Origin of the sequence: Methylobacterium sp. XJLW (genome assembly GCF_003254375.1) — a bacterium.
Lineage (GTDB): Bacteria > Pseudomonadota > Alphaproteobacteria > Rhizobiales > Beijerinckiaceae > Methylobacterium > Methylobacterium fujisawaense.
On the sequence record NZ_CP016429.1, the window covers coordinates 1,875,763 to 1,899,078 of the forward strand.

At 69.7% G+C, this 23,316-nt stretch carries 15 protein-coding genes and 2 pseudogenes; 13 read left to right on the forward strand and 4 right to left on the reverse strand.

Going from position 1 to position 23,316, the window contains the following annotated elements:
* Nucleotides 1-92: 92 nt before the first annotated feature.
* Nucleotides 93-6,989: an autotransporter-associated beta strand repeat-containing protein gene (locus A3862_RS08705; RefSeq protein WP_111473520.1), complete on the reverse strand. Its 6,897-nt coding sequence runs from the start codon at nt 6,987-6,989 to the stop codon at nt 93-95.
* Between the two features lie 788 nt (nt 6,990-7,777).
* Between A3862_RS08705 and A3862_RS08710 the strand changes: the two genes are divergently transcribed.
* The 3 genes from A3862_RS08710 (at nt 7,778) to A3862_RS08720 (ending at nt 10,137) form a co-directional block, all read left to right on the forward strand.
* Entirely contained in the window at nt 7,778-8,719 is a 942-nt protein-coding gene (locus tag A3862_RS08710; RefSeq protein WP_236961866.1) for an AraC family transcriptional regulator, read from the forward strand.
* 232 nt (nt 8,720-8,951) lie between these two features.
* On the forward strand, nt 8,952-9,410 hold the full coding sequence (locus A3862_RS08715) for an AAA family ATPase (RefSeq protein WP_043759802.1): 459 nt from the start codon (nt 8,952-8,954) through the stop codon (nt 9,408-9,410).
* 16 nt (nt 9,411-9,426) lie between these two features.
* Nucleotides 9,427-10,137: a metallophosphoesterase gene (locus A3862_RS08720; protein ID WP_043759801.1), complete on the forward strand. Its 711-nt coding sequence runs from the start codon at nt 9,427-9,429 to the stop codon at nt 10,135-10,137.
* A gap of 12 nt (nt 10,138-10,149) precedes the next feature.
* Here A3862_RS08720 and A3862_RS08725 read toward each other — a convergent pair whose 3' ends face one another.
* Both A3862_RS08725 and A3862_RS08730 read right to left on the reverse strand, forming a co-directional pair.
* Nucleotides 10,150-10,464 (reverse strand): hypothetical protein, encoded by a 315-nt coding sequence (locus A3862_RS08725; protein ID WP_043759799.1) that lies wholly within the window; start codon nt 10,462-10,464, stop codon nt 10,150-10,152.
* A gap of 166 nt (nt 10,465-10,630) precedes the next feature.
* Nucleotides 10,631-12,499 carry a methyl-accepting chemotaxis protein gene (locus A3862_RS08730; RefSeq protein ID WP_236961868.1) on the reverse strand — a complete coding sequence of 623 codons (1,869 nt, stop codon included), beginning with the start codon at nt 12,497-12,499 and terminating at the stop codon, nt 10,631-10,633.
* A gap of 390 nt (nt 12,500-12,889) precedes the next feature.
* Here A3862_RS08730 and A3862_RS08735 point away from each other — a divergent pair, with 390 nt between their 5' ends.
* Nucleotides 12,890-13,459 carry a YagU family protein gene (locus A3862_RS08735; protein ID WP_051044795.1) on the forward strand — a complete coding sequence of 190 codons (570 nt, stop codon included), beginning with the start codon at nt 12,890-12,892 and terminating at the stop codon, nt 13,457-13,459.
* Here A3862_RS08735 and A3862_RS32590 read toward each other — a convergent pair.
* Nucleotides 13,408-13,527 (reverse strand): annotated as a pseudogene (locus A3862_RS32590) (IS481 family transposase); the annotation flags it as partial. The gene A3862_RS08735 and the pseudogene A3862_RS32590 sit on opposite strands and share 52 nt — an antisense overlap.
* A gap of 444 nt (nt 13,528-13,971) precedes the next feature.
* On the opposite strand from A3862_RS32590, the gene A3862_RS08745 reads away from it, so the two are divergent.
* The 9 genes and pseudogenes from A3862_RS08745 to A3862_RS08785 form a co-directional block, all read left to right on the forward strand.
* Nucleotides 13,972-15,573 carry a sigma-54-dependent Fis family transcriptional regulator gene (locus tag A3862_RS08745; protein WP_043759798.1) on the forward strand — a complete coding sequence of 534 codons (1,602 nt, stop codon included), beginning with the start codon at nt 13,972-13,974 and terminating at the stop codon, nt 15,571-15,573.
* Between the two features lie 211 nt (nt 15,574-15,784).
* Nucleotides 15,785-16,336, forward strand: a complete 552-nt coding sequence (locus A3862_RS08750) for an OsmC family protein (protein WP_043759796.1) — start codon at nt 15,785-15,787, stop codon at nt 16,334-16,336.
* A gap of 58 nt (nt 16,337-16,394) precedes the next feature.
* Complete coding sequence (locus tag A3862_RS08755) at nt 16,395-17,591, forward strand: acyl-CoA dehydrogenase family protein (RefSeq protein WP_043759795.1); 1,197 nt, start codon at nt 16,395-16,397, stop codon at nt 17,589-17,591.
* Complete coding sequence (locus A3862_RS08760; protein WP_043759793.1) at nt 17,588-18,922, forward strand: FAD-dependent oxidoreductase; 1,335 nt, start codon at nt 17,588-17,590, stop codon at nt 18,920-18,922. Before A3862_RS08755 ends, A3862_RS08760 begins: the two co-directional genes overlap by 4 nt.
* A 10-nt stretch (nt 18,923-18,932) precedes the next feature.
* Complete coding sequence (locus A3862_RS08765; protein WP_124262960.1) at nt 18,933-19,631, forward strand: hypothetical protein; 699 nt, start codon at nt 18,933-18,935, stop codon at nt 19,629-19,631.
* An 80-nt stretch (nt 19,632-19,711) separates the two neighbouring features.
* On the forward strand, nt 19,712-21,067 hold the full coding sequence (locus A3862_RS08770) for a CmpA/NrtA family ABC transporter substrate-binding protein (RefSeq protein WP_043759791.1): 1,356 nt from the start codon (nt 19,712-19,714) through the stop codon (nt 21,065-21,067).
* Between the two features lie 3 nt (nt 21,068-21,070).
* Nucleotides 21,071-21,910: a nitrate ABC transporter permease gene (gene ntrB / locus A3862_RS08775; RefSeq protein WP_043759789.1), complete on the forward strand. Its 840-nt coding sequence runs from the start codon at nt 21,071-21,073 to the stop codon at nt 21,908-21,910.
* An 8-nt stretch (nt 21,911-21,918) separates the two neighbouring features.
* Nucleotides 21,919-22,899 (forward strand): ABC transporter ATP-binding protein, encoded by a 981-nt coding sequence (locus tag A3862_RS08780; protein ID WP_043759788.1) that lies wholly within the window; start codon nt 21,919-21,921, stop codon nt 22,897-22,899.
* A gap of 124 nt (nt 22,900-23,023) precedes the next feature.
* A pseudogene (locus A3862_RS08785) lies at nt 23,024-23,305 on the forward strand (cyanase); the annotation flags it as partial.
* Nucleotides 23,306-23,316 lie beyond the last annotated feature (11 nt).

The following is a 23,316-nucleotide window of genomic DNA, read 5'->3' on the forward strand; positions in this document are numbered from 1 at the left end:
CGGAGTTGTGACAGCGCGCGCGGTGCCGCGTGCTCTTACGTCCCGTCGGCCCTCGACAGGTCGCCCACAGGCGCAGCCCGGGCCCAGCCGGCTCACCAGCGGTAGGAGAGGCTGCCCTTGACGGCATGGTCCTGCGCCCGCCGCCCGATCTGGCCGTCATAGGCCAAGCCCAGCCGCGCGCCCGGCGCTATTTCCCAGTCCAGCCCAGCCGACACCACCGCCGCGTCCTCGGCCAGCGGCCCACCCCCCGTGCGGAACGCTGTGCCCCCACCCCGGAACGCCAGCAGCGCTGCCGGCGCCACAGTCCCGAATGCCCGCCGGTAGCCGATCAGGCCCCGCGCCACGAGCGGACCTGCGCCTCCGAACAGGTCCGCCACAATCGCCTGCGCCTGCGCTCCCGCCGTGACTGTCTCCACCCCGTAGCTCCGGCCGAACACCGCCAGCGCCGCCGAACCGCCCGTTTCGGTCAAGCCGTCCTGGTGCAGCCGCAGCATCGCGACGCCCACGAACGGCTCGACGGAGCGCGCCGCTCCGCCCATCCGGTAGCCGACTTCGCTGAAGCTCTGCAGCGTCGTGCCCCCGGCCCGGCCCGTGATCGCCTGCGAAAAGCCCGGAAACAACACCGTCCGGTGGGTGTCGAGTGCGTCGCTGCCGTACATAACCCCGAGCCGCACCCGTACGGCGCCGAGCGCGCCGCTGGCGTAGGCGGCGCCGAAGCCACTCTCGATCTGCCCGGAGGACTGGCGGGCACGCACGTCGAACTGCGTGAAGCCGTAGCCGGCCGCGACGCCCGCGCGCCAGTCGCCCATCCCGTCCCCGAGCACGCCCGGGCCGGTCTCGCCGCTGAGTACGAAGCCGCCGGTCTCCCGGCTGAGCCGCGCCACGTTGCGCGTGCCCTCGGTGGCGCCGAACGCCCCGAAGGCTTGACCCCAGAGGCCGTAGCCCGGCGTCAGCGGCTGGACCGTCACCACACCGGCGGCGGGCTCGTCCGTGGCGAAGGCGGCGGAGCCGGCCGGCAGGGTCGTGCCGGGCGCGAGGCGCTGGCCGATGGTGCCGGTCAGGCCGAGGCCGCTGGCCGGGCCGGCGCCGAAGCGCAGGTGCTCGAGCAGCGCCCCCTGCACGGCGAGGGCGGCCTGCGCCCGCGCGGTCACTGCCGAGGCATGGATCTCGCCCGACAGGCTGTTGAGCGCCCGCACCGCGCCGGGCGCCGTCTGGTTGAGCACGGCGGTCACCACCTGTGCGGCCGGGCTTGCCACCACCGTGGTGGTGCTACCCGCGGTGCTCACCGTGGTCGTGACCGTGCCAGAGGCCGGCACGCTCGTCGCCGCGGTGGCGGGCGCGCTGCCGGTGGTGGCCGTTGTGGTCACGGTCGGCCCGGCGCCGTTCAGGGCCTGGGCGAGGTTGCCCTGGTTGAGCGTGGTGGCCACGCTGGTGAGCGGCGCCGTCTGAGCGAAGCCCAGCGACACGCTGTGGCCGTCGTAGGCCAGCGACGGCGTCAGGAAGGCGAGATTGCTCGTTGTCTGCAGGCTGCTGAACTGGCCGGTGACGCCGCCGGAGGCGGTGAGCAGCGTGTAGCGCAGGGCCGGCGTGTAGGTGCCGGCGCCCGCCAGCACCTGCACGGTGCCGCCCTGGATCGTGACCGGGCCGGTCACCGCGGTGCGGTCGTTGGCGGTGGGCGTCACCTTGACCGTGTAGAACGAGCCCGGCGCGAAGGTCAGCGGGCCGGTGATCGACAGGGTGCCGATCGCCGTGGCGCTGCCCGGCGCCAGCCGACCGCCGGCCTCGATCAGCGGGTCGCCGATCTTGCCCGAGCCGGCCAGCGTGCCGCCGCTCTTCACCGTCACCTCCGAGGCGGCGAGCACGCCGTCGATCTGCAGGGTGCCGCCACGGATCGTCGTGGCGCCCGTATTGGTGTTGCGGCCGGTGAGCACGGTGGTGCCGCCTCCCGCCTGCGTGAGGCTGCCCGATCCGGAGATCGCGGGGGCAAAGCTCACGGCGTCGGTCCGGTCGAACACCAGGGCGCCGTCGTTGACGACCCCGGCGGTCGCCACGATCGCGCCGGCGGTGCCGCCGTCGCCGAGCCGCAGGGTGGCTCCGCGGCCGATCGTGGTGACGCCCGTGTAGGTGTTGGCGCCGGTGAGCGTGAGGGTGTCGCCCGCCAGGGTCAGGCCGAGCGGACCGACGCCGTCCCGGATCGTGCCGGCGAAGCTGCCGGCGCTCAGGCCGGCCACCGTCAGGACGGCCGGGCCGCCCGCGCTGCTGGTCACAACCGTCGCCGGCGAGGCGCTGACCAGGGCGCCGACGGTGTTGGCGGCGCCCGCGAGGTCGAGGGTGCCGGTGCCTGCCAGGGTATGGGGGGAGGCCGCCGCAAAGCCGCCCACGCCGCCCGCCTTCAGGACCGATCCGTCGCCGATCGTGGTGGCACCCGTGTAGGTGTTGGCCGTCGAGACGGTGGTGCCGTCGGTTGTGGTGAGCGTGGCGGGGCCGGAGATGCGCGCGACTGTTCCGCCCGCAGCGGTGACCGGGGCGGTGAGCGCGCCGTTCTGCAGGGTCGCGCCCTGGCCGAGGCTGACGGCGGCCTGGGTCTGGCGGGTGCCGCCGAGGTCGAGCACGCTGGTGGCGCCCGTGATCGTGGTGGTGGCCAGGGCGCTGCCGAGAGTGCCGGCACCGCCGAGGGCGAGGGTACCGGCCGCAACCGTGGTGCCGCCGCCATAGGTGTTGGCGGCAGTGAAGATCGCGGTGCCGGTGCCGATCTTGGTCAGGCTGGAGCGGTTGCCGCCATCTCCGATGCTGCCCGAGACGGTCAGGTTGCCGGTGCCGCCGAGCGCGATGTTGCCTGCCAGCGTGATCGCGCCGGAAACACCGGCCGTGCTGGTACCGGTGAGCGCGCCGACCCAGCCGGCTCCGGAGCCGGCGAGCGTCAGGGCATTGCCGAGGGTCACGCCGTTGACGTCGAGGGTGGCGCCAGCCGAAACGGTGGTCGCCGAGGAGCCGAGCGCATGGGCGTTTGCGACGCTGAGCGTTCCGCCGGAGAGGGTCGTGGTGCCCGTGTAGGTGTTGGCGCCGATCAGGATCGTAATGCCGGCGAGGTGATCGACGCGGCCCCGGCCGGTGATCGTCGTCGCGAAGGTGACGGCCGTGCCGTCCGGGTTGCCGGTATGGTTGAACACCAGGGCGCCGGTGCCGGCACCGAAATGCACCTCACTGGCCTGCACGGTGCCGGCGGCGACCGCCGCCTGACCCGCTCTTGCGCCGATGGTGAGCGTGCCGCTCGAGCCGTTGCTCCTGGCGAGCGTCACCGTGCCGGTTCCCCTTGCGCCGAATGAGACGCCTCCGCCTTGCGCCACGGTCAGCGCGCCTGCGCCGAACTGGCCGACCGTGAAGGTGTTTTGGGGCGTGAGGCGGGAGCCCGCACCGCTCACCGTGGCGGCGGCGCCGAAATCGATCCCGCCGCCGGCCGTCGTCAGCGTGCCGCCGCCTTCGAGCCGGAGGCGCGTGGCGCCCTCGACGCTCAGCCCGCCGCCGGGGGTATTCCGTCCGGTCAGCGTCCACGTGCCGCCGCCGGACACGATCAGGGCGGCGAGGCCCCCCGTGATGTTGCCCGTGAGGAAGCCGCTGCCCGGCCCGCTGAGGCACAGAGAGGGATTGGCGCCGGCGGCGCCCGCGATGGTGCCGGACAACGTCAGCGTGTCCGCCGCGACGGTGATCGTGCTGGTCCGGTTCAGCGTGATCGCCCCGGCATAGATGTTGTCACCCGAAACGCTGCGCAGGGCGCCCCCACGGCCGATCCCGGAGCCCGCGAGGGACAGCGGCTCGTCGCCCACCGCGATCCCGCCCTGCAGCGCCAGGGTCGCCCCCGAGGCGACGGTGGTGCCGGTCGCCGCCGTGCCGTCCGCAGCGCCCAGAGCCGCGCCGTTCTCGATGACGAGGGTGCCGGCCGAGACCGTGGTGGTCCCCGTGTAGGTGTTGGCGCCGATGAGCCTCTGGGTGCCGCCCCCCAGGGTCAGGCCGCCGGCGCCGGCGATCGTGCCGCCGAAGCGGCCGCTGGCGTTGGACAGCGTCAGGATCCTGGCGCCCAGGGTGACGGCGCCGGCCTGGCCGGGAGCCGTGTCGGACAGGCCGGCGATCGCGGTGCCGGCACCCGAGACGCCGGAGATGTCGAAGGTCCCGCCCGTGGCCAGCGCCACGCCGCGCGACGCCGCGATCGACCCCGTGGCCGCCAGGGCCAGCGTGCCGCCCGCGATCGTCGTGGCGCCCGTGTAGGTGTTCGCGGTCAGGAAGGTCTGCGTTCCGCCGCCCAGAATCAGGCCGCCGGTCCCCTGGATCACGCCGTCGAAGGCGCCGCGGGCCCGGCTCAGCGTCAGGGTCTTGTCGCCCAGCTCCACCCTGCCATCACCCAGGGTGCTTTGCTGGGTCAGGGTGGCTATGGAGGTTCCGGTGCCGGCGATGCCCGAGATGTCGAGGGTCGCCCCGGCGGCGATCGCCATCTGGCTCGACGCGGCGATCGAACCGGATCCGACCAGCGCCAGCGTACCGCCGTACACGAAGGTGAGGCCGGTGTACGTGTTGACGCCCGCCAGCGTCAGCAGGCCGGTGCCCTCCTTGAACAGGTCCCCGGTCCCAACGATTGCCCCGGAGAAGGCGGTCGAGGCATTGTCGCCGCCGGCGTGCAGCGTTCCCGAGCCAAGGGCGACGGTTCCGGCTCCGGCGAGGGAGCCGATGGTCTGGCTGAAATTGGCAAGGTCCAAATTGGCCCCGCCCGCGACCGTGACCGCCGAGGCCGGCGCGAAGGAGCCGGCCGCCCCCGCCCGCAGGGTCCCACCCAGGATCGTCGTGGCGCCCGTGTAGGTGTTGGCGCCGGTCAACGTCTGGGTGCCGCCCGCCAGCGTGAGGCCGCCGCTGCCCGAGATGGTGCCGCCGAAGCTGCCGTTGGCGTTGGTGATCGCCAGGGTCTTGGCCCCGAGGGCGACAGTGCCGGCCTGGCCGGGGGCGGTGTCGGTGAGGGCCGTGATCGCGGTGCCGGCGCCGGTTAGGCCAGAGATGTCGAGGGCGGCGCCGGTGGCGAGCGCCACCCCGCTGGAGACGGTGACCGCGCCGGCTCCCGACAGGGCGAGGGTGCCGCCCGAGATCGTGGTCGCCCCCGTGTAGGTGTGGATGCCCGACAGGGTCAGCGTGCCGGTGTTCACCTTGGTCAGGCTGCCGCTTCCGAAGATCGTGCCCGCGTAGGACGCGGCGTCCGATCGGTCGAAGACCAGGGCCCCGGTATTGGCGATGTCGGCCGTGAGCGATCCGGCGGTGGCGCCATTGCCGATCGTGAGCGTGGCCCCCGCCGCGACCGTCGCGCCGCGCGCGTAGGTGTGGTCGTCCGTGAGTGCCCAGGCGCCGCCCTTGACGTTCAGCACCTCGAAATTCACGACGTTCGCCAGCGTGCCGGTGCCGGGCCCCGTGGCGGCCTTGTCCAGGTTGAGCGTGTCGGTGCCGGTCCCGCCGTCGATCCGGCCGGTAATGGTCGAGCCGGTGATGGTCGAGCCGGTGAAGAGGTTGAGGATGTCGTTGCCGCCCTCCAGGCTGATCGCCCGGCCGCTGTTGCCGGTGATCGTGCCGTAATTGGTCAGGACGTCGTCGCCCTCGCCCATCTGGATCGCCGCGCCGTCGCCGCGGATGAAGCGGGCCGCGCCGGTGCCGGTGTAGCGGACGCCGTCGAGGGTCCCGACCGAGCCGCCGTCCACGCGGCCGTCCTTCAGGAGGACCACCCCGCTCGGATCCGGGATCGTGCCGTTGCCGATGATCGTGCCCTTGTTGACGATCGTGTCGGCGTCGGCCGCGGTGCCGGTCTTGTTCTCCAGGCGGATCGCGTAGCCGCCCTTGCCCTCGATCGTACCGCCGACGTCGTTGGTGATCGTGGTCGCGGCGGCGCCGGAGCGGCTGTTGTCGGGGTTCGAATCGTTGTTGACCACGATGCCGTAGGCGGCGCCCGAGATCGTGCCGGAATTGGTGATGGTGCCGCCGCCCAGCGAGATGCCCTCGCTGTTGTTGGCCCGGCCGTTCTTGTCGTAGCCGCCCGCCCCGGTCCCCTTGATGGTCCCGTGATTCCCGATCGTGCCGGCAAAATCGATGTCGACGCCGTCGCCGTCGCCGTCCTGCGTGCCGTTGCCGGAATAGGCCCCTTCGATCGTGCCGTAATTCGTGACCGTCCCGCCGGCGTCGGAGCCGACACCCGAGCCGTTGCGGCCGGTGATGGTGGCGTTCGCCGCGTTGTTCACCGTCACGGAGCCGGCGCCGTTGCTGCCGCTCAGGGTGACGCCGTGGCGGGCGCCGGAGATCGTGCCGCTGTCGTTGTTGTTCACCGTCCCGGCGGTAGCGGCCTTGAAATCGATGCCGTCGGCCTTGTCGGCGGCCTGACCATTCGTCCGGATCGTGCCGGAATTGTTGACCGTCGCACCCTGGCCCGGCCGGATCGCGTCGTCGCCGCCGGACGTGATCATCCCGGTGGCGGCGTTGTCGATCGTAACCGTGGCGGCGCCGCTGGCGGCGGCCTCGAAATCCAGCGCCCGCTTCGTCGATGACTGTATCGTTCCAGCGTTGTTCACCGTCACGGTGCCGCCGGTCGGGTTGACGTTGATCCGGAACGCGTCGCTGTCGGATTTGATACGCGCGCTCGTCTTGTTCTCCAGCGTCAGAGTGCGGGTATTGTCACTGCCCGTCGCGTCGATCGCCCGGCCGCCGGCCTTGGTCGATTCGATCGTGCCGGCATTGGAGATTTGCAGATCGCTGGACGCATCGTTCCAGTTGATCGCCGCCTTCTTGTTGACGGAGAGCTTGCCGCCGGGTTCGATCGAGAGTCGATCCGTGCCCGCCAATGTCTCGGTGTCGGTGTACGTGTTCCCGCCCGAGATCGAGTAGTCGGCCGCGCCTGCCGGCAGGATCCAGGACTCGGCGGACAGCGCCGCCAGAGCGGCAACACCGATGCGGACCTTGCGCTGTCCCAAGATAAAATTCCCCCGCCTAAGGCGCAGCAATAATTTTATATGATGACGAAGCTGCGACGCTTCGTATTTTGTCTTTGAAAACAATCAATGATCATTATATCAATATTTACTTTTATTGAATTTTACTGTATTATTATAATGTGTTTCCGCAATCTATAGTGCAAATATCTGCAGCCGTCTGAGTCTGCGCCGGTGCCGGGAGCGACCCTCGGCCACTCCGCGGGCTCCTGACCCGCGCAGGCCTCGCGCAGGGCAGCCGCCCCGACGGTTCCGGCGCTCACGATCTGCCGGACGCGCCGGCCCCGCCCCCACGGCACGCGTCGAGCGCCCGCTGCACCTCTCGGCGTAGGGCGACACGGTGAGGGGCGCGGTCTTCGGGATCGGGCAGGTACCGGCGGGCGACGCGCTCGACCGCGGCGCAGGGACTCTCGGGCGACCCGCTCGGCCCCGGCGGGCGCGCCCCGCTGTCACCGGCTGGTGGGACCGGCACGCCCGGACCCGCCTGCGGGACGGGCCCGTTGCCCGGATCCGCAGCCGCTCGACCGATCGGGGCGCAGGCGGCGATCAGAATGCTTGCAGCAACCGCAGAGCGGCATACGGCCCGTCGATGAATCATCCTCGCCCCCCAAAGTCTCGAAGGCGCCGTGCGCAGTGATCGACGGCCTGCACAAGCATTGCCGCAGACCCCACAAGCTTTTACAGCTCTCGCACGACTCTTCCTGCAGCCTAGCTGCGACGCAACGACTTGACTTGATCAAACTTGCGATCCGGCTTCGCATGGAGGGATTGTGGCCGAGGACCTGAACGACCAGATCTCCTGGGAGCGAAATCTTCTCACCCGGGATCCGCGGATCGCCCACCGCCCGAGCAGCTCACCCAAACGGCCGCCGCCGACGATGCTGGACGACCCCAGGATCGCCCGCGCAATACGGCTCATCGAGCGTAGCCCGGCTGAGAAGATCGGCCTCTCCGACATCGCGCGCCATGTCGGGCTCAGCCTGTTTCACTTCCAGCGCCTGTTCCAGGCCGTGATGGGTGAGACGCCTTCCGCCTACATGCGCCGGACGCGCCTCGACCGCGCCGCCATGAACCTGCAGATGAGCCGCCAGCCCATCACGGACGTCGCGTTGAATGCCGGCTACGCCAGTCACGAAGCCTTCGTGCGCGCCTTCCACCGCCAGTTCGGCGCCGTGCCGTCACAGTACCGGATGGTCGCCCAGCAGGCCCTGCCGTTGAAACCGGCGGCCCCGATCGCGGGCGGCGAGGTGGCCCGGGTCGAGGAGCGGCCGGCCTGTACCCTGCGCGCGGTGCGGTTCCATGGGCCGTATCCGGCCTTCGAGGCGCACTGGACGGCCTTTCACGGCTATCTCGCGTCGATCGGGATCGATCCAGCGGACGTGGAGGCGGTCGGCATCACCTACGACACACCGTTGATCACCCCGGACGCTGTGTTCCGTCATGATTGCGCGATCGTCGACCGCGGCCTGACTGTCGCGGACGAGCTGCTCCAACCCGTCGCGTTCCGGCCGGGCCGCTACGTCCGCATGCGCCACCGGAAGCCGTTCCGCGCCATCCTGCAGACCTATGCGGCCCTGAGCCTCGACTGGCTCCCCCGCTCGGGGGAAACGTTCCTGCCGGACGGGAACGGGGGCTACAAGGTCTACCATAAGCCGCCTTGGACACGGGTCGGGCAGGTCCACGACCTCAGCGTGGTGCTCCCGCTCGCCTGAGCCGGGGCAGCCGTTGGACGACACGCCGGTTGATCCGCCCCACTCAAGGGGCCCGCCCTGAGATATGGCTTTCGGACCAGGACGAGGACGAACAGGTGGGAACGACGCGGCACAAGCCCGAGGACGTTGTCGCCAAGCTGCGGCAGGCCTGCAGCCGCTCGCTGTCGAACGGCCGCGCCTGGCGGTTGTCGGTGCGCGGATCGTGCCCCGTTCGGCTCGGAGCGTGGGGCGCGTGATCATCGATCCGGATCGGTTCCTCGAGACGCCCGCTGGCCGCCTCTGGACGCCGGAGCTCAACCGCCAGGCCTGGGCGGCCGCCTTCGATACCCTCGATGCCGCCCTCGCCGCGGCGACGCCGCCCGTGCAGGTGATCGTCGTGTGCGGCGTGCAGGGGGCGGGCAAGAGCACCTGGGCGCACGCAGCGGCCCGCGATCACCCGAACGCCATCGTCTTCGATGCCGCGCTGCCCGGTCGCCGGCACCGCAAGCCGATCATCGACGCGGCCCGGCGCCACGGTGCCCGGGTGTCGGCCGTCTGGATCGACACGCCGCTCGCCACCGCGCTGGGCCGGAACGCGGCACGCTCCGCCGACAGGATCGTTCCCGAGGCCGCTTTGCGTGCCGTGGCCGAACGCTTCGAGCCGCCCAGTCCCGATGAAGGCTTCGACGCCGTGCGCATCGTGCGCCCCTGAGAGCGCGGGAGATCCCTTGGCCAAGCTCTGGATCCTGTCCGACCGGCACCTCGAGACGGTGCTGTATCCGGATCAGTTCCGGTCCGAGCCGCCCGCCTTCGACCTGCTGGTCGCGGCCGGCGATATGTGGGAGGCCGACCCCCGGCAGACGTTCAGGGTCCTGCGCCGCCTCGCCAATGACGAGCCCGTCGTGTTCGTGATGGGCAACCACGAGCACTGGCACGACATCGTGCCCGCGGATCTCGCCCGCGCTCAGATCCTGGCCGGATGCCGGTTCGTCGGCACCACCCTGCGGGGCGATTGTCGGTTGGCCGGACAGCTCGATCCCAACACGCCGACCGGCAAGCCGATCGATGTCGCCCATGACGGCGGCCATCACCTGCTCACGGTCGGGGACGCCGCGGCCCTGCACCGTCACGCCCGCGCCGAGCTGGCTGCGCTCATGGACGAGGGTGATGGGGCGCTGCCGCTCATCGGGGTCACCCACCACGCCCCGCATCCGGACTGCATCGCTCCCGCTTGGCGCGGCACCTGGAACGCAGGGAGCTTAACCTTGGACCTGTCCGCCCTGACCGATACCGGCCGCACGGCTCTGTGGATGCACGGCCATGTCCACCACAGCCTCGACCTGGTTCGGCCCGGCGGAGCCCGGATCCTGTGCAACCCGGCCGGTCCCCGCTTCGCCAATCCCGCCTTCGACGCGGCTCGGGCGATCACGATCGGCTGATCTCACACGGGCTCAAGCCGAGGGGGCGTCGCGTGTCAGCCCTTGGACGAACAGCTCGGCCTGATCGACGAGCAGGTTCAGATGCGCCACGCTGTCGCTCATCTGGCCGACCAACGCCGCGGTGAGCTCGGTCAGCCGGGTCTCGGCACTCGGCTGCACGCTCTGCAGATTGGCAATCTGGGCCTTCAGCTCGGTCCGTCTCCGACGCAACAGCTGCAGGAGCGTCTCGATCCGCGCCACGACCAGATCGGCGGCGAGCGCGTCCGTCCGTGATCGGAGGGCGGTCTCATCCTCCTTGGAGCCCAGCGGGATGTTCGTTCCGGTCATGGCGGCTTTGTTCTGCCTCAAGGTGAAGCAGCTTAGGCCGTGACACATTCCTCAGGCTGACCGGCGTCGGCGATGACGCTCGGATGGCCGAGCCCCGTATCGCACCCGATCCAGCCGCCTGCACGCAGTCGGGCGAGCGGGAGGGGGCTCGGAGCCCGCGCCAGTCTCAGGCGGCTCGGACGGTGGCGAGGAAATGCGCCACCTCCGCCCCGAGATGCTCGGACTGGCGCGACAGCTCGTCCGCCGCGCTGAGCACCTGGGCCGCGGCCGCGCCCGTCTCCTCGGAGGCCTCGGCCACGCCGGTGATGTTGCTCGTCACCTCGGCCGTGCCGGTGGCCGCCTGGGCGACGTTGCGCACGATCTCCTGCGTGGCGGCGCCCTGCTCCTCGACCGCCGCGGCGATCGAGGCCGCCACGCCATTAATCTCCCGGATCCGCGCCGTGATCGCCCCGATGGCACCGACCGCCTCGGCCGTCACGCCCTGAACACGCGTGATCTGGCCTGAGATCTCCTCGGTGGCCCGGGCGGTCTGCCCGGCGAGTTCCTTGACCTCGGCAGCGACCACCGCGAAGCCGCGCCCGGCATCGCCGGCGCGGGCTGCCTCGATCGTGGCGTTCAGCGCCAGCAGGTTGGTCTGCCCGGCGATCGAGGAGATCAGCCCGACCACGTCGCCGATCCGCGCGACCGTCCCGCTCAGCTCCTGCACCAAAGCCGCCGTCTGATCCGACTCGTCCACCGCCGCTTGCGCGAGCTTGGAAGAGCCGTCCACCTGCCGGCTGATCTCCTGCACGGACGTGCCCAGCTCCTCGGCGGCGACCGCCACGGTGTTGACGTTGCTCGCGGCCTGTTCGGCGGCGGACGCCACGGTCGTGGACTGGCCGGCCGTCTGGGTGGCGGTGGCGGTCATGGCCTGGGCGGTGGCCTGCAGGTCCGTGGCCGAGGACGAGACTTGGCCGACGATGCTGCCGACCGCCCGCTCGAACTCGTCGGCCAGCTCCAGCATGGTGCGCTTGCGCTGCGCCTCGGCGGCGGCCCGCGCTTGAGCAGCCTCCAGCTCCAGGTGCCGGCTCCGGATCAGATTATCCTTGAAGACCTGCACGGCCGCCGCCATCGCGCCGATCTCGTTCTTCGTGGCCGTGTCGGGAACGACGAGGCTGGTGTCACCGTCAGAAATCCGGCTCATGACCTGTGCCATGCGGCGGATCGGCATCGAGATCCTCCGGACGCAGACCACGATCACGCCGCCGCACATCACGAGCACCGCGCCACCGCCCAGCAGGAAGAGGACGAAGCGCGTCCGGGCCGCGGCGATGCGCGCCTTGATCAGGTCGAAAGCCCGGACGAACAATCGATCGCGAAGTTCGACGATCGCGCTCATGGCCGGGACATAACGGGCGGCAAAGTCCTGCACCGTCAGGGTCGCGGCCTGACCGGATAAGCTCTGGGCCACGAGATCGGCGGCCAATTTCTGGCCGCCTTCGATGTATTGCGCCCGCATGGTCCTGATGAGCTCATCGACACCCGCATCGTTGCCGATTTTCCCACGGGCGAGCAGGATCTGCCGCATCTGTGCGTCGACATAGCCGCTCAATCGATTGTATTGCCCGATCTCCTCGTCCGTCATACGCCGCCTGGTCACGAGAGCAGGGGTGAACACGGATCCGATCTGACCCGCGAAGTCACGCAGCTCCGTCGCGGTCCGGGCCATCGTCAGCCAGGAGCCCAGGCTCGGATCGGCCGACATCGTGGCATCGTCCACAGCATTCAACGCCTGGTCGAGCACTGGCGGGACGGCGATCAAGGCCTTCACGATCCCCGCCACCGCGTCCTGGGATCGCTGTGCCTGAACGTGAGCCGTCACGGCATCGGCCTGCTGCCGCACGGTGGCGAGGTGCCGAACGGTCTCGGAGACGGCCTCGGCAGCCTTGGCTCCCCATCGCTCTGGCAATGTGGACACGGCGAGGCTGGCCTCTCGTAGGGCCGCATCGGTGTCGGTGCGAGCGTCGCTGAGCGCCTGCTCGACAGCGCGTTGCACCGGTCTCTCACTGCCGAGACTGCTGTTGGTGGGCCCCCGTTCCTGCGCGATGCGGGTCGAAGCGCCCAGGATCTTCAACGACGCGGAAGCACCCGTCAGCGCATTGACGCTATCGCTGTATGATTTGTACTCGTCGATTTCCATCTTCGCAGTAACAGTCACGCACAGCGCACCGACACATCCCGACACAGCGACGATCAAAGTCGATATTTTCACAACAACCTCCGCAATAGACCAAAATCTCTAGGTTAAATCATATTACGATTTTGCAAATTTTTGGTTTAAAGCTGTGATACAGGCAGTTGATCGATCCGTTTTTTGGATCTATGTCCGCAAAACTAAGAAGATTGGAATTCCTAGGGAGATTGTACGGACGACATAGAATTACATATGGAGGACAAATTGGGGACAAATTCGAAAAACGACGGTATTGTCGATTACGGATACGCGGCTTGGGCGGGATTCCTAGGCGGAAATCTTTCGAGCTTCGTCAAGTGGGGATCCGAGATCCCTTTCCCGCCCCGGGAGGCCGGCCGCATCTCGCCACCCTTCGCCATCCTCAAGGCGCTTGGCCTGAACGCCGAGGACATGACCTACGTTTTCACCGGTCACGTCATCAATTACGGCGTCGCCCTGGTGCACCAGGGCTTCTCGATCGTCTTCGGCCTGCTCTATTGCCTGCTCGCAACGGCATGCCCGCTCGTGACGCTGGGGCAAGGACTGGCCTTCGGACTGATCATAACCCTCCTGTTCCACGCCATCCTGCTGCCGCTGGGCGGCTGGGCGCCCCAGGTCTGGGACATTTCCGCCCATGAGGTGTTCTCGGAGGTGTTCGGGCACCTGCTCTGGGCTTGGACGATCGAGATCGTCCGGCGTGACATGGTGAGGATGCGGTTCGCGTCAGCGTCCACCTTGGCGAAAGCCAGCTCTGACGTTCGATCGATGGCAACGAACAGGTAGAGGGTGCCATCTCCCGTCCAGACCTCTGCGAGATCGATGTGGACATAACCGATGACATCATCGGCAAAGCGCGTCGTCTTGCGCTGATCGCCTTTTCGGCCCTTCGCCGCATCGGCCGCCGTCTGCCGAGCTCGCCACGTCTGGCGTCGTCGGGCTGACGCCGCAGCGTCCGGCGGCGGCCCTCACACCGTCTTGACGGCGCTGTCTTGCGCGACGGAGCGCCTCCGTCGTGCGGGCGCTGCCGTGGCGCCTTCGGCCCAGCGCGCATCCCGCGGGATCCAACACCCGATCTCAGGGGTCTGCCCGCAGCATCGCCGACATGGCGGGGTCCGCGGGAATGTCGGCTTCCGCCGCCTCCGGGGAGGACGGGAGCGGGCCGCTTTCGGCCTTTGCATCGGTTGCCGGTCATCCGGCGCGTCTTCGGGGACGCGGTGCTGGCGTGTCTCACACCTCTCCTTGCACAGGGCTTGCAGGTTGCCGACGGCAGTCGGGCAACTGAGGTGCGATCAGCCATGGAGGAGCGGGCAAGCAACGCAACGTCGAGCACTTACTGGCGCACGCAGGAGATGTTCCTCATCCAAGAGGTCATGAACCTCGTCGGTAAGGGCCTGCACCTCGACCAGGTCGCCCGCGAGATGCTGCACCTGCTCTCGGAGATCGTCGGGCTCAACCGTGGACGCATCGTCCTGAAGGACCCTGACGGCGCCGGCTATCGCATCGCCCATTCCTACGGCCTGACCCGCGAGGAGGTCGCCCGCGGCCGGTATGCGCCGGGCGAGGGCATCACCGGCCGTGTCATCCAGGATGGCCACCTCGTCATCGTCCAGGACATCGACAATGACCCGGTCTTCCTAGGGCGTGCGGTCGAGCGCGCGCGACTGCCCCGTGGCGCGGTGTCGTTCCTGGCGCTCCCGATCCGGGTCGAGCAGAGAACTGTCGGCGCCATCGCCTGCCACAGGATCCGCCACCGGGAGCGACCGCTCTCCGACGACCTCACCCTCCTTCGCATCATCGCCACGATGGTCAGCCAGTTGCTGACCCTGAACGAGCGGGTCGAGCGGAAGACACGCGCGCTCGAGGAGCACAACGATATGCTGGCTCGCGAGTTGCGCATCAAGCGGGCCCGCTACGGCATCATCGGCACCTCGCCCGCGCTGCTGCGCGCGCTCGTACAGGTCGAGAAGGTCGCGGACGCGACCGCGAGCGTCCTGCTGCTCGGCGAGTCCGGCACCGGCAAGGAACTGTTCGCCCGCGCGCTCCACCTCGCAAGCCCCCGGCGGGACCGGCCGTTCGTCAAGGTGAACTGTGCGGCCATTCCAGAGAGCCTCTTCGAATCGGAACTGTTCGGCCACGAGCGCGGCGCGTTCACCGGGGCGGTCGCGGCACGCGCCGGCTGGTTCGAGCAGGCGAGCGGCGGCACCATCTTCCTCGACGAGATCGGCGAGATGCCGGCGATCCTCCAAACCAAGCTGCTGCGGACCCTGCAGGAGGGGACGGTCGTTCGCCTCGGTGGCAAACGGGAGATCCGCGTCGACATGCGCCTGGTCGCCGCGACCAACCGGGATCTCGCGGCCGAGGTCGCCCACGGCCGCTTCAGGGAGGACCTCTTCTACAGACTCAACGTCATCCCGATCACCCTGCCGCCCCTGGCCGAACGGCGAGACGACATTCCGGACCTCGTGCTGCATTTCCTGACGCAGGCGAACCAGGCCAACCAGCGCAACGTCAACCTGACCCGGTCGGCCGTCGCACATCTCGCCCGCCAGCCCTGGCCGGGCAACATCCGCCAACTCGCCAACTTCATCGAGCGGCTCGTCTTGCTGGCCAGCGAGGGCGTTCTCGACGTCGACGACCTGCAGCCGATGCTTGGGGGCGTGACTGTCTCGGGGGCGGTTGCGCCGGGGCCGGCACGGCACATCGTGCCGACAGGGGGAGACCCGGTCCATGCGATGGGCGGCCTTCGGCCCTATCTGCCCGCCGACTCGCACGATGGCGCGCAGTTGCGCCTGGCCCTCACGCAAGCGGGTGGCAACAAGACCCGCGCCGCGCAGAGGCTTGGCCTCACCGAGCGCCAGTTCTCCTACCGCTGGCGGAAGCTCCAGCCGAGGGCCTAACCAGCCTCGCCTAAGTCCGACAATGTCGACACAATGTCGACATTCACTGTCGCAACCGGGCGATCAAATCACCGCGGCCCTTACCTAAGAATTTGGAAAACCTAGATTTTCAAAGATAATCACCGGCTCGGCCATCCTGGCATCTGCCTTGCGCAAGTCCTTCCGAGCAGCCCCCGACAATTGCGGGGCTGAGCCGGAAGAGGAACACCAGATGAGCGCGAGCGCCGCCCCGAAGACCGTCACCACCTACCTGCGTCCGATCGACCGCGACGGCCTGATGCAGTTCGCCGAGAAGGGCCGCTGCAATCCCGGCTCGCGCGGCACCAACAAGGTGCACACGGTCGTCGACGGCCAGTACCGCACCCTCAGCTACGTCGGCGACCATGCGCCCGTCGTGGTCGACGAGCCGCTGCATCTGTTCGGCGAGAACACCGCGCCGGCGCCCGGCGAGATCGTGCTCTCCGCCCTCGGCGGCTGCCTCGCGGTCGGAATCACCGCGGTGGCGACCTGGAAGCAGGTGCGCCTCTCCCGCCTGGAGCTCCACATCGAGGGCGACATCGGCAACCCGGCCGCCTGGGGCGCCGGCGGGGCGGAGAAGAAGCCGGAGGATATGGGCTTTCAGGAGATCCGGGTCGCCGTGACCATCGAGGGCGACGCGACCCGCGAGGCGCTCGACGAGATCGTGCGCCACGCGAACCACTTCTCGCCGGTGGCCAACACCCTGCGCAACCCGGTCCCCTTCAAGATCGGCCTGGCCGATTGAGCGCGTCGGCGGGACCCGGCAGGCCCGCCCCCTTTCCCCTTCCTGAGGAGATTGCACGATGTCGAGCGCCCTCGCCCTTCCACCGGCCGGGCCCTCCGTGACGGAGGCGCCGTTCGCGAGCCCGGCCGGCCGCACGTGGACGGACGAGACCGTCCTCGCCGAGACGACGGCCATTGCCGACGGCCCCCTGGGCGCGGCGGCGAGCAAGATCGACCACGGCGCGTACCCGCTCGACATCATGGGCAGGCTCGGAGACGCAGGCGCGCTCGGCGTCCATCTCGACCGGCACGGCGCGCGCGTCGGCCTGGCCATCGCCGCCATGCAGGCGGCGAGCCGGGCCTGCGGCGCCACCGGCTTCCTGATGTGGTGCCACGATGTCTGCGGCCTCTACCTGGAGCGCTCGGGCAACCCGGCGCTCTCCGGCGCATTCCTCGACGACCACGTCGCGGGCCGCACCTTCGGCGGCACGGCGCTCTCCAACCCGATGAAGGCGTTCGCCGGGATCGAGCCGATCCTCCTGCGCGCCCGTCGCGTGCCCGGAGGCTACCGGGTCAGCGGCATGCTGCCCTGGGTCAGCCACATCGGCGCCGGCCAGTACTGCGGGGCCATCGCGGGCGTCCTCGGCGCCGGCGACGCCATCAGCCACGAGATCATGTTCCTGCTGCGCTGCGACCGCGCGGAGCTGCGGCCCTGCCCGCACTTCTCCGGCATGGAGGGCACCAGCACTTGGGGCGTGCGGCTCGACGAGTACTTCGTCGGGCAGGACGATCTGATCGCCGATCCGGCCCGGCCCTTTATCGGAGGGATCCGGGGCGCCTTCATCCTGCTCCAATGCGGCATGGGGCTCGGCGTGGCCGAGGGAAGCCTCGACGCCATGCTGGCGGTTGAGGAGACCCTTGGGCACGTCAACCAGTTCCTCGATGACCGCCCCGACACGGTCGCGGCCGAGCTCGCGGAGCTCCGCGCCCGGGTGATGCGGCTCGCCGAGACGCCCTACGATGGCTCGACCGACTACCTGATCGACGTCCTCGACGCCCGGGCCCAGACCGCCGAGCTGGCCCTGCGCGCGTCGCAGTCGGCGCTCCTGCATCAGGGCGCGCGCGGCTACCTGATGTCGGCGGCCCCGCAGCGCCGCGTCCGCGAGGCGCACTTCGTCGCCATCGTCACGCCGGCGATCAAGCACCTGCGCTGGGAGATGGCACGCCTGTCCCGAGAGGTGCTGCCGAGCGGCACCGGCGTGGGAGGTCGGGCATGACCGTCCTGGAACCCACCGACGGCCTCGGCCCCTGGAAGCAGTTCCTCTGCCGGGCCTGCGGGCTGATCTACGACGAGGGCGAGGGCGATCCCGACAGCGGCTTGCCGCCCGGAACCCGGTTCGCCGACATCCCGGACGATTGGGCCTGCCCGATCTGCGGGGTGACCAAGTCCGACTTCGAACCGTACCGGCGGCGGGCCCCGGTCGCGCCGGTGCCGGCGGCCGCGGCCGCGCGGCGCCGGCCGGGCGTGGTGATCGTCGGCGCCGGTGCCGGGGGATGGGCGGCCGCGGAGGCGATCCGGGCCGAGGACACCCAGGTTCCGATCACACTGGTGACGGCCTGCGGCGGCGACGTCTACCACAAACCAGAACTCTCGGTTGCGTTGGGACGCAACCTGTCGCCGGACAGGCTGCGTCGGGAGACGGGCGCCGCGGCGGCTGCCCGCCTGGGCCTGCGCCTGATGGCCGACACCGTGGCCGTGGGCCTTTCCCCGGAGCCGCACAGCCTGCGCACCACGCGCGGCACCCTGGGGTACACCGCCCTCGTCCTGGCCCACGGCGCACGTCCGGCGCTGCCGGCCTGCCTCGACCCGACCCTATGCTGGCGCGTGAACGACCTCGCGGCCTGGGCCTCCCTGCACGCCGAACTCGCACAGGGCCCCCGTGCCGTCGCGGTGATCGGCGCCGGCATGGTCGGCTGCGAACTCGCGGAGGACCTCGCCCGGGCCGGACACGCCGTGACGCTCGTCGGGATCGGGGCGCTGCCGCTGCCCGAGCTCCTGCCGGACGTGGCGGGCCGCCGGCTCCTGGCCGGACTCGAAGGGCTGGGCGTGCGCTACCAGGCCAACGCCGTCGTGCGCGGCCTCGGCCGCCGGCCGGGCGGCGAGGTCGCGCTCACGTTCGCGGACGGGACGATTCTGGTCGCCACGACGGTGATCGCCGCGACCGGGCTCGCCACGCCCTCGCGGCTCGTGCGCGGTGCCGGGCTCGCCTTCGACCGCGGGATCGTCGTCGATCCGGCGACCCTGCGCACGAGCGGACCCGACATCTTCGCGCTCGGCGACTGCATCAGCATCGCGGGGCGACCCTGCCGCTTCATCGAGCCGATCGCCCGCCAGGCCGAGGCCATCGCCCACGCGATCCTGGGCCGGGAGCATCCGGGCTACGCGCACGCCGCGCCCGTCATCCGTCTGAAGACGCGTTCGACACCGATCGCGCTGCACGGCGCGCCGCTCCCCGGGGAGCCCTGGCACATCGTCGAGCACACCGAGAGCCGGCTCGCGATGGAACAGCGGCGCGACGGCGAGGTCACCGCCTGGCTGGCCGCCTGAGGCGCTGACGATGACGAACGATTTTCACGCAACCGATCCCGCCTTGGCGCAGACGCACGGACAGGTCGAGGCCAGCCTCTCGGCCACGACCCCGCGCCCCGCCGTGCACGGCCTCAACGACGAACCGACCCATACCGCAACCTTTGCCATGCACGATCCCCGGAACCGCGCCGCGGCGGTGATCGACAGCGTGATCGCCCAGGTCGGCGAACAGGGCCGGACCGTCGCGTGGATCCTGGAGACCCCCGGCCACGCCGCCCCCCTGTCGGCCGCGCCGCACCTCCGGGAGGGTCTTGGCGGCCGGCTCGGGATCGGGCGCGGCATCCTCCAGGTGCAGGACGCGTGCGGCACGCTGTTCAACGCGGGGACTGAGGTCGCCCGCACAGGCGCCGCGTTCGACCGGTTGTTCGACGAGGGTGACGGCTTCCGTGACGGTCGGGACGGGAGCGTTCGCGATCGCGGGCGTCTACCGCGTCGACTGGGCCCTGGTCCCGGCCGTCGCGGAAGGCGCCGGCAGCGGCCGCTCTGGGCTTCCCCGGCCCTCCGCCCGTGCAACCCGCAAGAGCCCGCTCGACACGGTGCCGGGAAGGCTCATTGGAGGTGCCGGCCTCGCGATGCTGCTCCGGTGATCCGGCACGGTTCGACGCGGCCGAGAGACCGTCACCGGCCCACCGTCTCGACCTTCGCCAGCCAGGCGGGGGGATGCTGATCCAGGCGAAGATTTCATGATGCGGCGCGCTTGGCGCGACAGTTGCTGCGAATTTCAAGACTTCAACGCCGGAGTTCTCGATGGCCCGTTCCGACAATCCTTTTAATGCCCGGCGCAGGCTCGGCGGCTGCTCCTGCGGTGCGCATGCGGACCAAGCCGCGCACGAAGCCTCTCTCCCGTCGGGCGACGCCGCGGTCGTGCGCGTCGTCGAGGCAGCGATGCTGCGGGCGGTGTTCCCGCACGATGCCGGACGCCGCGCCTTCCTGAAGAGTGTCGGCGCCGCGACCGCCGCAGCGGCGGTCGCCCAGTTCCTGCCCACGCAGTTCGTGGCCGAGGCGTTCGCCGAGGCCGGCAGGCCGGAAAGGGCGGATCTCAAGGTCGGCTTCATCCCGATCACCTGCGCCACGCCGATCATCATGGCCAAGCCCATGGGCTTCTACGAGAAGCAGGGCCTGAACGTCGACGTCGTCAAGACCGCCGGGTGGGCGGTGGTGCGCGACAAGACCCTGAACAAGGAATACGACGCCGCCCATATGCTCGCGCCGATGCCGATCGCGATCACGCTCGGCCTCGGCTCGAATCCCGTTCCCTTCGCGGTGCCGGCGATCGAGAACGTCAACGGCCAAGCGATCTGCCTCGCCAACAAGCACAAGGACAATCGCGACCCGAAGAACTGGAAGGGCTTCAAACTCGCCATCCCGTTCGACTACTCGAACCACAACTACTTGCTGCGCTATTACTTGGCCGAGCACGGCATCGATCCCGACACCGACGTGCAGCTCCGCTCGGTGCCGCCGCCGGAGATGGTCGCGAATCTGCGCGCCGACAACATCGACGGCTTCCTGGCGCCGGACAACATCGTCCAGCGCGCGGTCTACGACGGCGTCGGCTTCATCCACGTGCTGTCGAAGGAGATCTGGGACGGGCATCCCTGCTGCTCGTTCTCGGTCGCGCAGGACACGATCCGCGAGATGCCGAATGCCACGGCCGCGCTCCTGCGCGCCATCCTCCAGGCGACCGCCTACGCCTCGCGGCTGGAGAACCGCAAGGAGATCGCCGCCGCAATCGCGCCCGCGAACTACCTGAACCAGCCGCTCACCGTCGTGGAGCAAGTCCTGACCGGTACCTACGCGGACGGCCTCGGCAGCGTCAGGAAGGATCCGCGGCGGGTCGCCTTCGACCCGTTCCCATACGAGAGCTTCGCGATCTGGACGCTGACCCAGATGAAGCGCTGGGGCCAGATCAAGGGCGATGTCGACTACGCCGCCGTAGCGAGGCAGGTCTACCGCGCCACCGATGCCGCCAAGCTGATGAAGCAGGACGGCCTCGCCCCGCCGGAAGCCACCACGAAGACGTTCGTGGTGATGGGCAAGCCCTTCGATCCGGCCAAGCCCCAGGAATACCTGGATTCCTTCAAGATCAAGCGCGCGAGCTGAGTCATGCAACGCACCCTGACCCTGCGCGCCGGTATCCTCTCCCTGGCGCTCCTCGCGGTGATCCTACTCGGCTGGCAGGTCGCGGTGAGCGGCACGGCCAAGACCGAGGCGATGGATCCGGAATACGCGGCCCTGATGGGTCAGGCGGCCACCACCGGCAAGTCGGCCATGCCCGGCCCCCTGGATGTCGGGGCGACCATCTGGGGGCACCTGAGTGACCCGTTCTACGACCGCGGCCCGAACGACAAGGGCATCGGTATCCAGCTCGCCTATTCGATCGGGCGCGTGGCGCTCGGCTACGGCTTGGCGGTGCTGGTGGCGATCCCGGTCGGCTTCCTCATCGGCATGTCGCCGCTGATGAGCCGGGCGCTCGATCCGTTCATCCAGATCCTGAAGCCGGTCTCGCCGCTCGCCTGGATGCCGCTCGCCCTCTACACCATCAAGGACTCGGCCCTGTCGGCGATCTTCGTGATCTTCATCTGCTCGCTCTGGCCGATGCTGATGAACACCGTGTTCGGCGTGTCGAGCACGCGGAAGGAGTGGCTCAACGTCGCCCGGACCCTGGAGGTCGGGCCGGTGCGCCGGGCGTTCACGGTGATCCTGCCGGCCGCCGCGCCGACCATCCTCACCGGAATGCGCATCTCCATCGGCATCGCCTGGCTCGTGATCGTCGCGGCCGAGATGCTCGTGGGCGGCACCGGCATCGGCTACTTCGTCTGGAACGAGTGGAACAACCTCTCGATCACCAACGTGATCACCTCGATCTTGGTGATCGGCGTCGTCGGCATGGCCCTCGACCAGCTGCTGGCGCGCGCGCAGCGCCTCGTCACCTTCCCCGAATGAGGCACCCGATGAGCAAGCTGCTTCCCTTCGTGCGGCGCTCCAGCCGTGCCGCCCCCGCTCCCGTTCAGGCCGGGACCAGCCGCATGTCGAACGCAGAGAAGTTCATCTCCATCGAGGGGATCGCGCGGCGCTATCCGGGGCCAGGGGGCAAGACGGCCACGATCTTCGAGGACCTGTGGCTGCCCATGCGCCGGGGAGAGTTCGTGTGCATGATCGGGCACTCGGGCTGCGGCAAGACCACGGTGCTCAACATCCTGGCGGGGCTCGAGGCCCCGTCCGAGGGCGTCGTCATCGTGGATGGGCAGGCGATCGAAGGAACCAGCCTCGATCGGGCGGTGATCTTCCAGGGCCACGCCCTGCTGCCCTGGCGCAGCGTGCTCGGCAACGTCGCCTACGCGGTCTCCGCGCGCTGCCGGACGGCGCCCAGGGCCAAGGTCGAGGCGCGCGCGAGGAAGGCCATCGCCACGGTGGGACTGGCGGGCTCCGAGCACAAGCGCCCGTCCGAACTGTCGGGCGGCATGAAGCAGCGCGTCGGCATCGCCCGGGCGCTCTCGATCGAGCCGAAGATCTTGCTGATGGATGAGCCCTTCTCGGCGCTGGACGCGCTGACCCGGGGAACCCTGCAGGACGAGGTCCGCCGCATCTGCGTCGAGACCGGCCAGACGGTGTTCATGATCACACACGACGTCGACGAGGCGATCTATCTCGCCGACCGGATCGTGCTGATGACCAACGGACCCCGAGCGAGGGTCGCGGAGATCGTCGAGAACCCGCTGCCGAAGGACCGTGATCGCACGCAGCTCCACCATGCACCCGGGTATTACGCCCTGCGCAACCACCTGATCGACTTCCTGGTGACCCGCTCCACGACACTGCGGGACGCGATGCCGGACGGGTACGACCCGCGCCATCCGCCGGTCGTGCGGCCTTCCCTGAGCGAGGCGGACGCGGCAGCCGGCGCCGCCGAGCCTCCAGCCCGCCGGGCCTGATCCGCGGCCATCGCCCACGCGGCGGGATAGCCGCCGCCGGATCGCGCGGAAGGCATCGGCAGTCCCGACGCTAAACCGCTTCGCCCGTCGCCCTCCCCCGGTGCGCGAACGCGAGGCGTGACTTGCCGAACTCCTCGGCCTCACCGAGGCGGAGGAGCGGATGCTCAACGAGCCGCTGATCTACCGGTTCTACGAGCGGGTGATGGTCTACGGCACGACCTTCGAGGAGCTGATCCAGGAGGGGTTCGGCGACGGCATCATGTCGGCCATCGACTTCAACATGGACATGGCCCGCGAGGCCAGCAACAAGGGCGACCGGGTGCGGCTCACCATGTCGGGCAAGTTCCCGCCGCACAAATCTTACGGCAACAACGACGACAGGCCGGAATACGGGCTCAAATCATAATGAAATCAGGT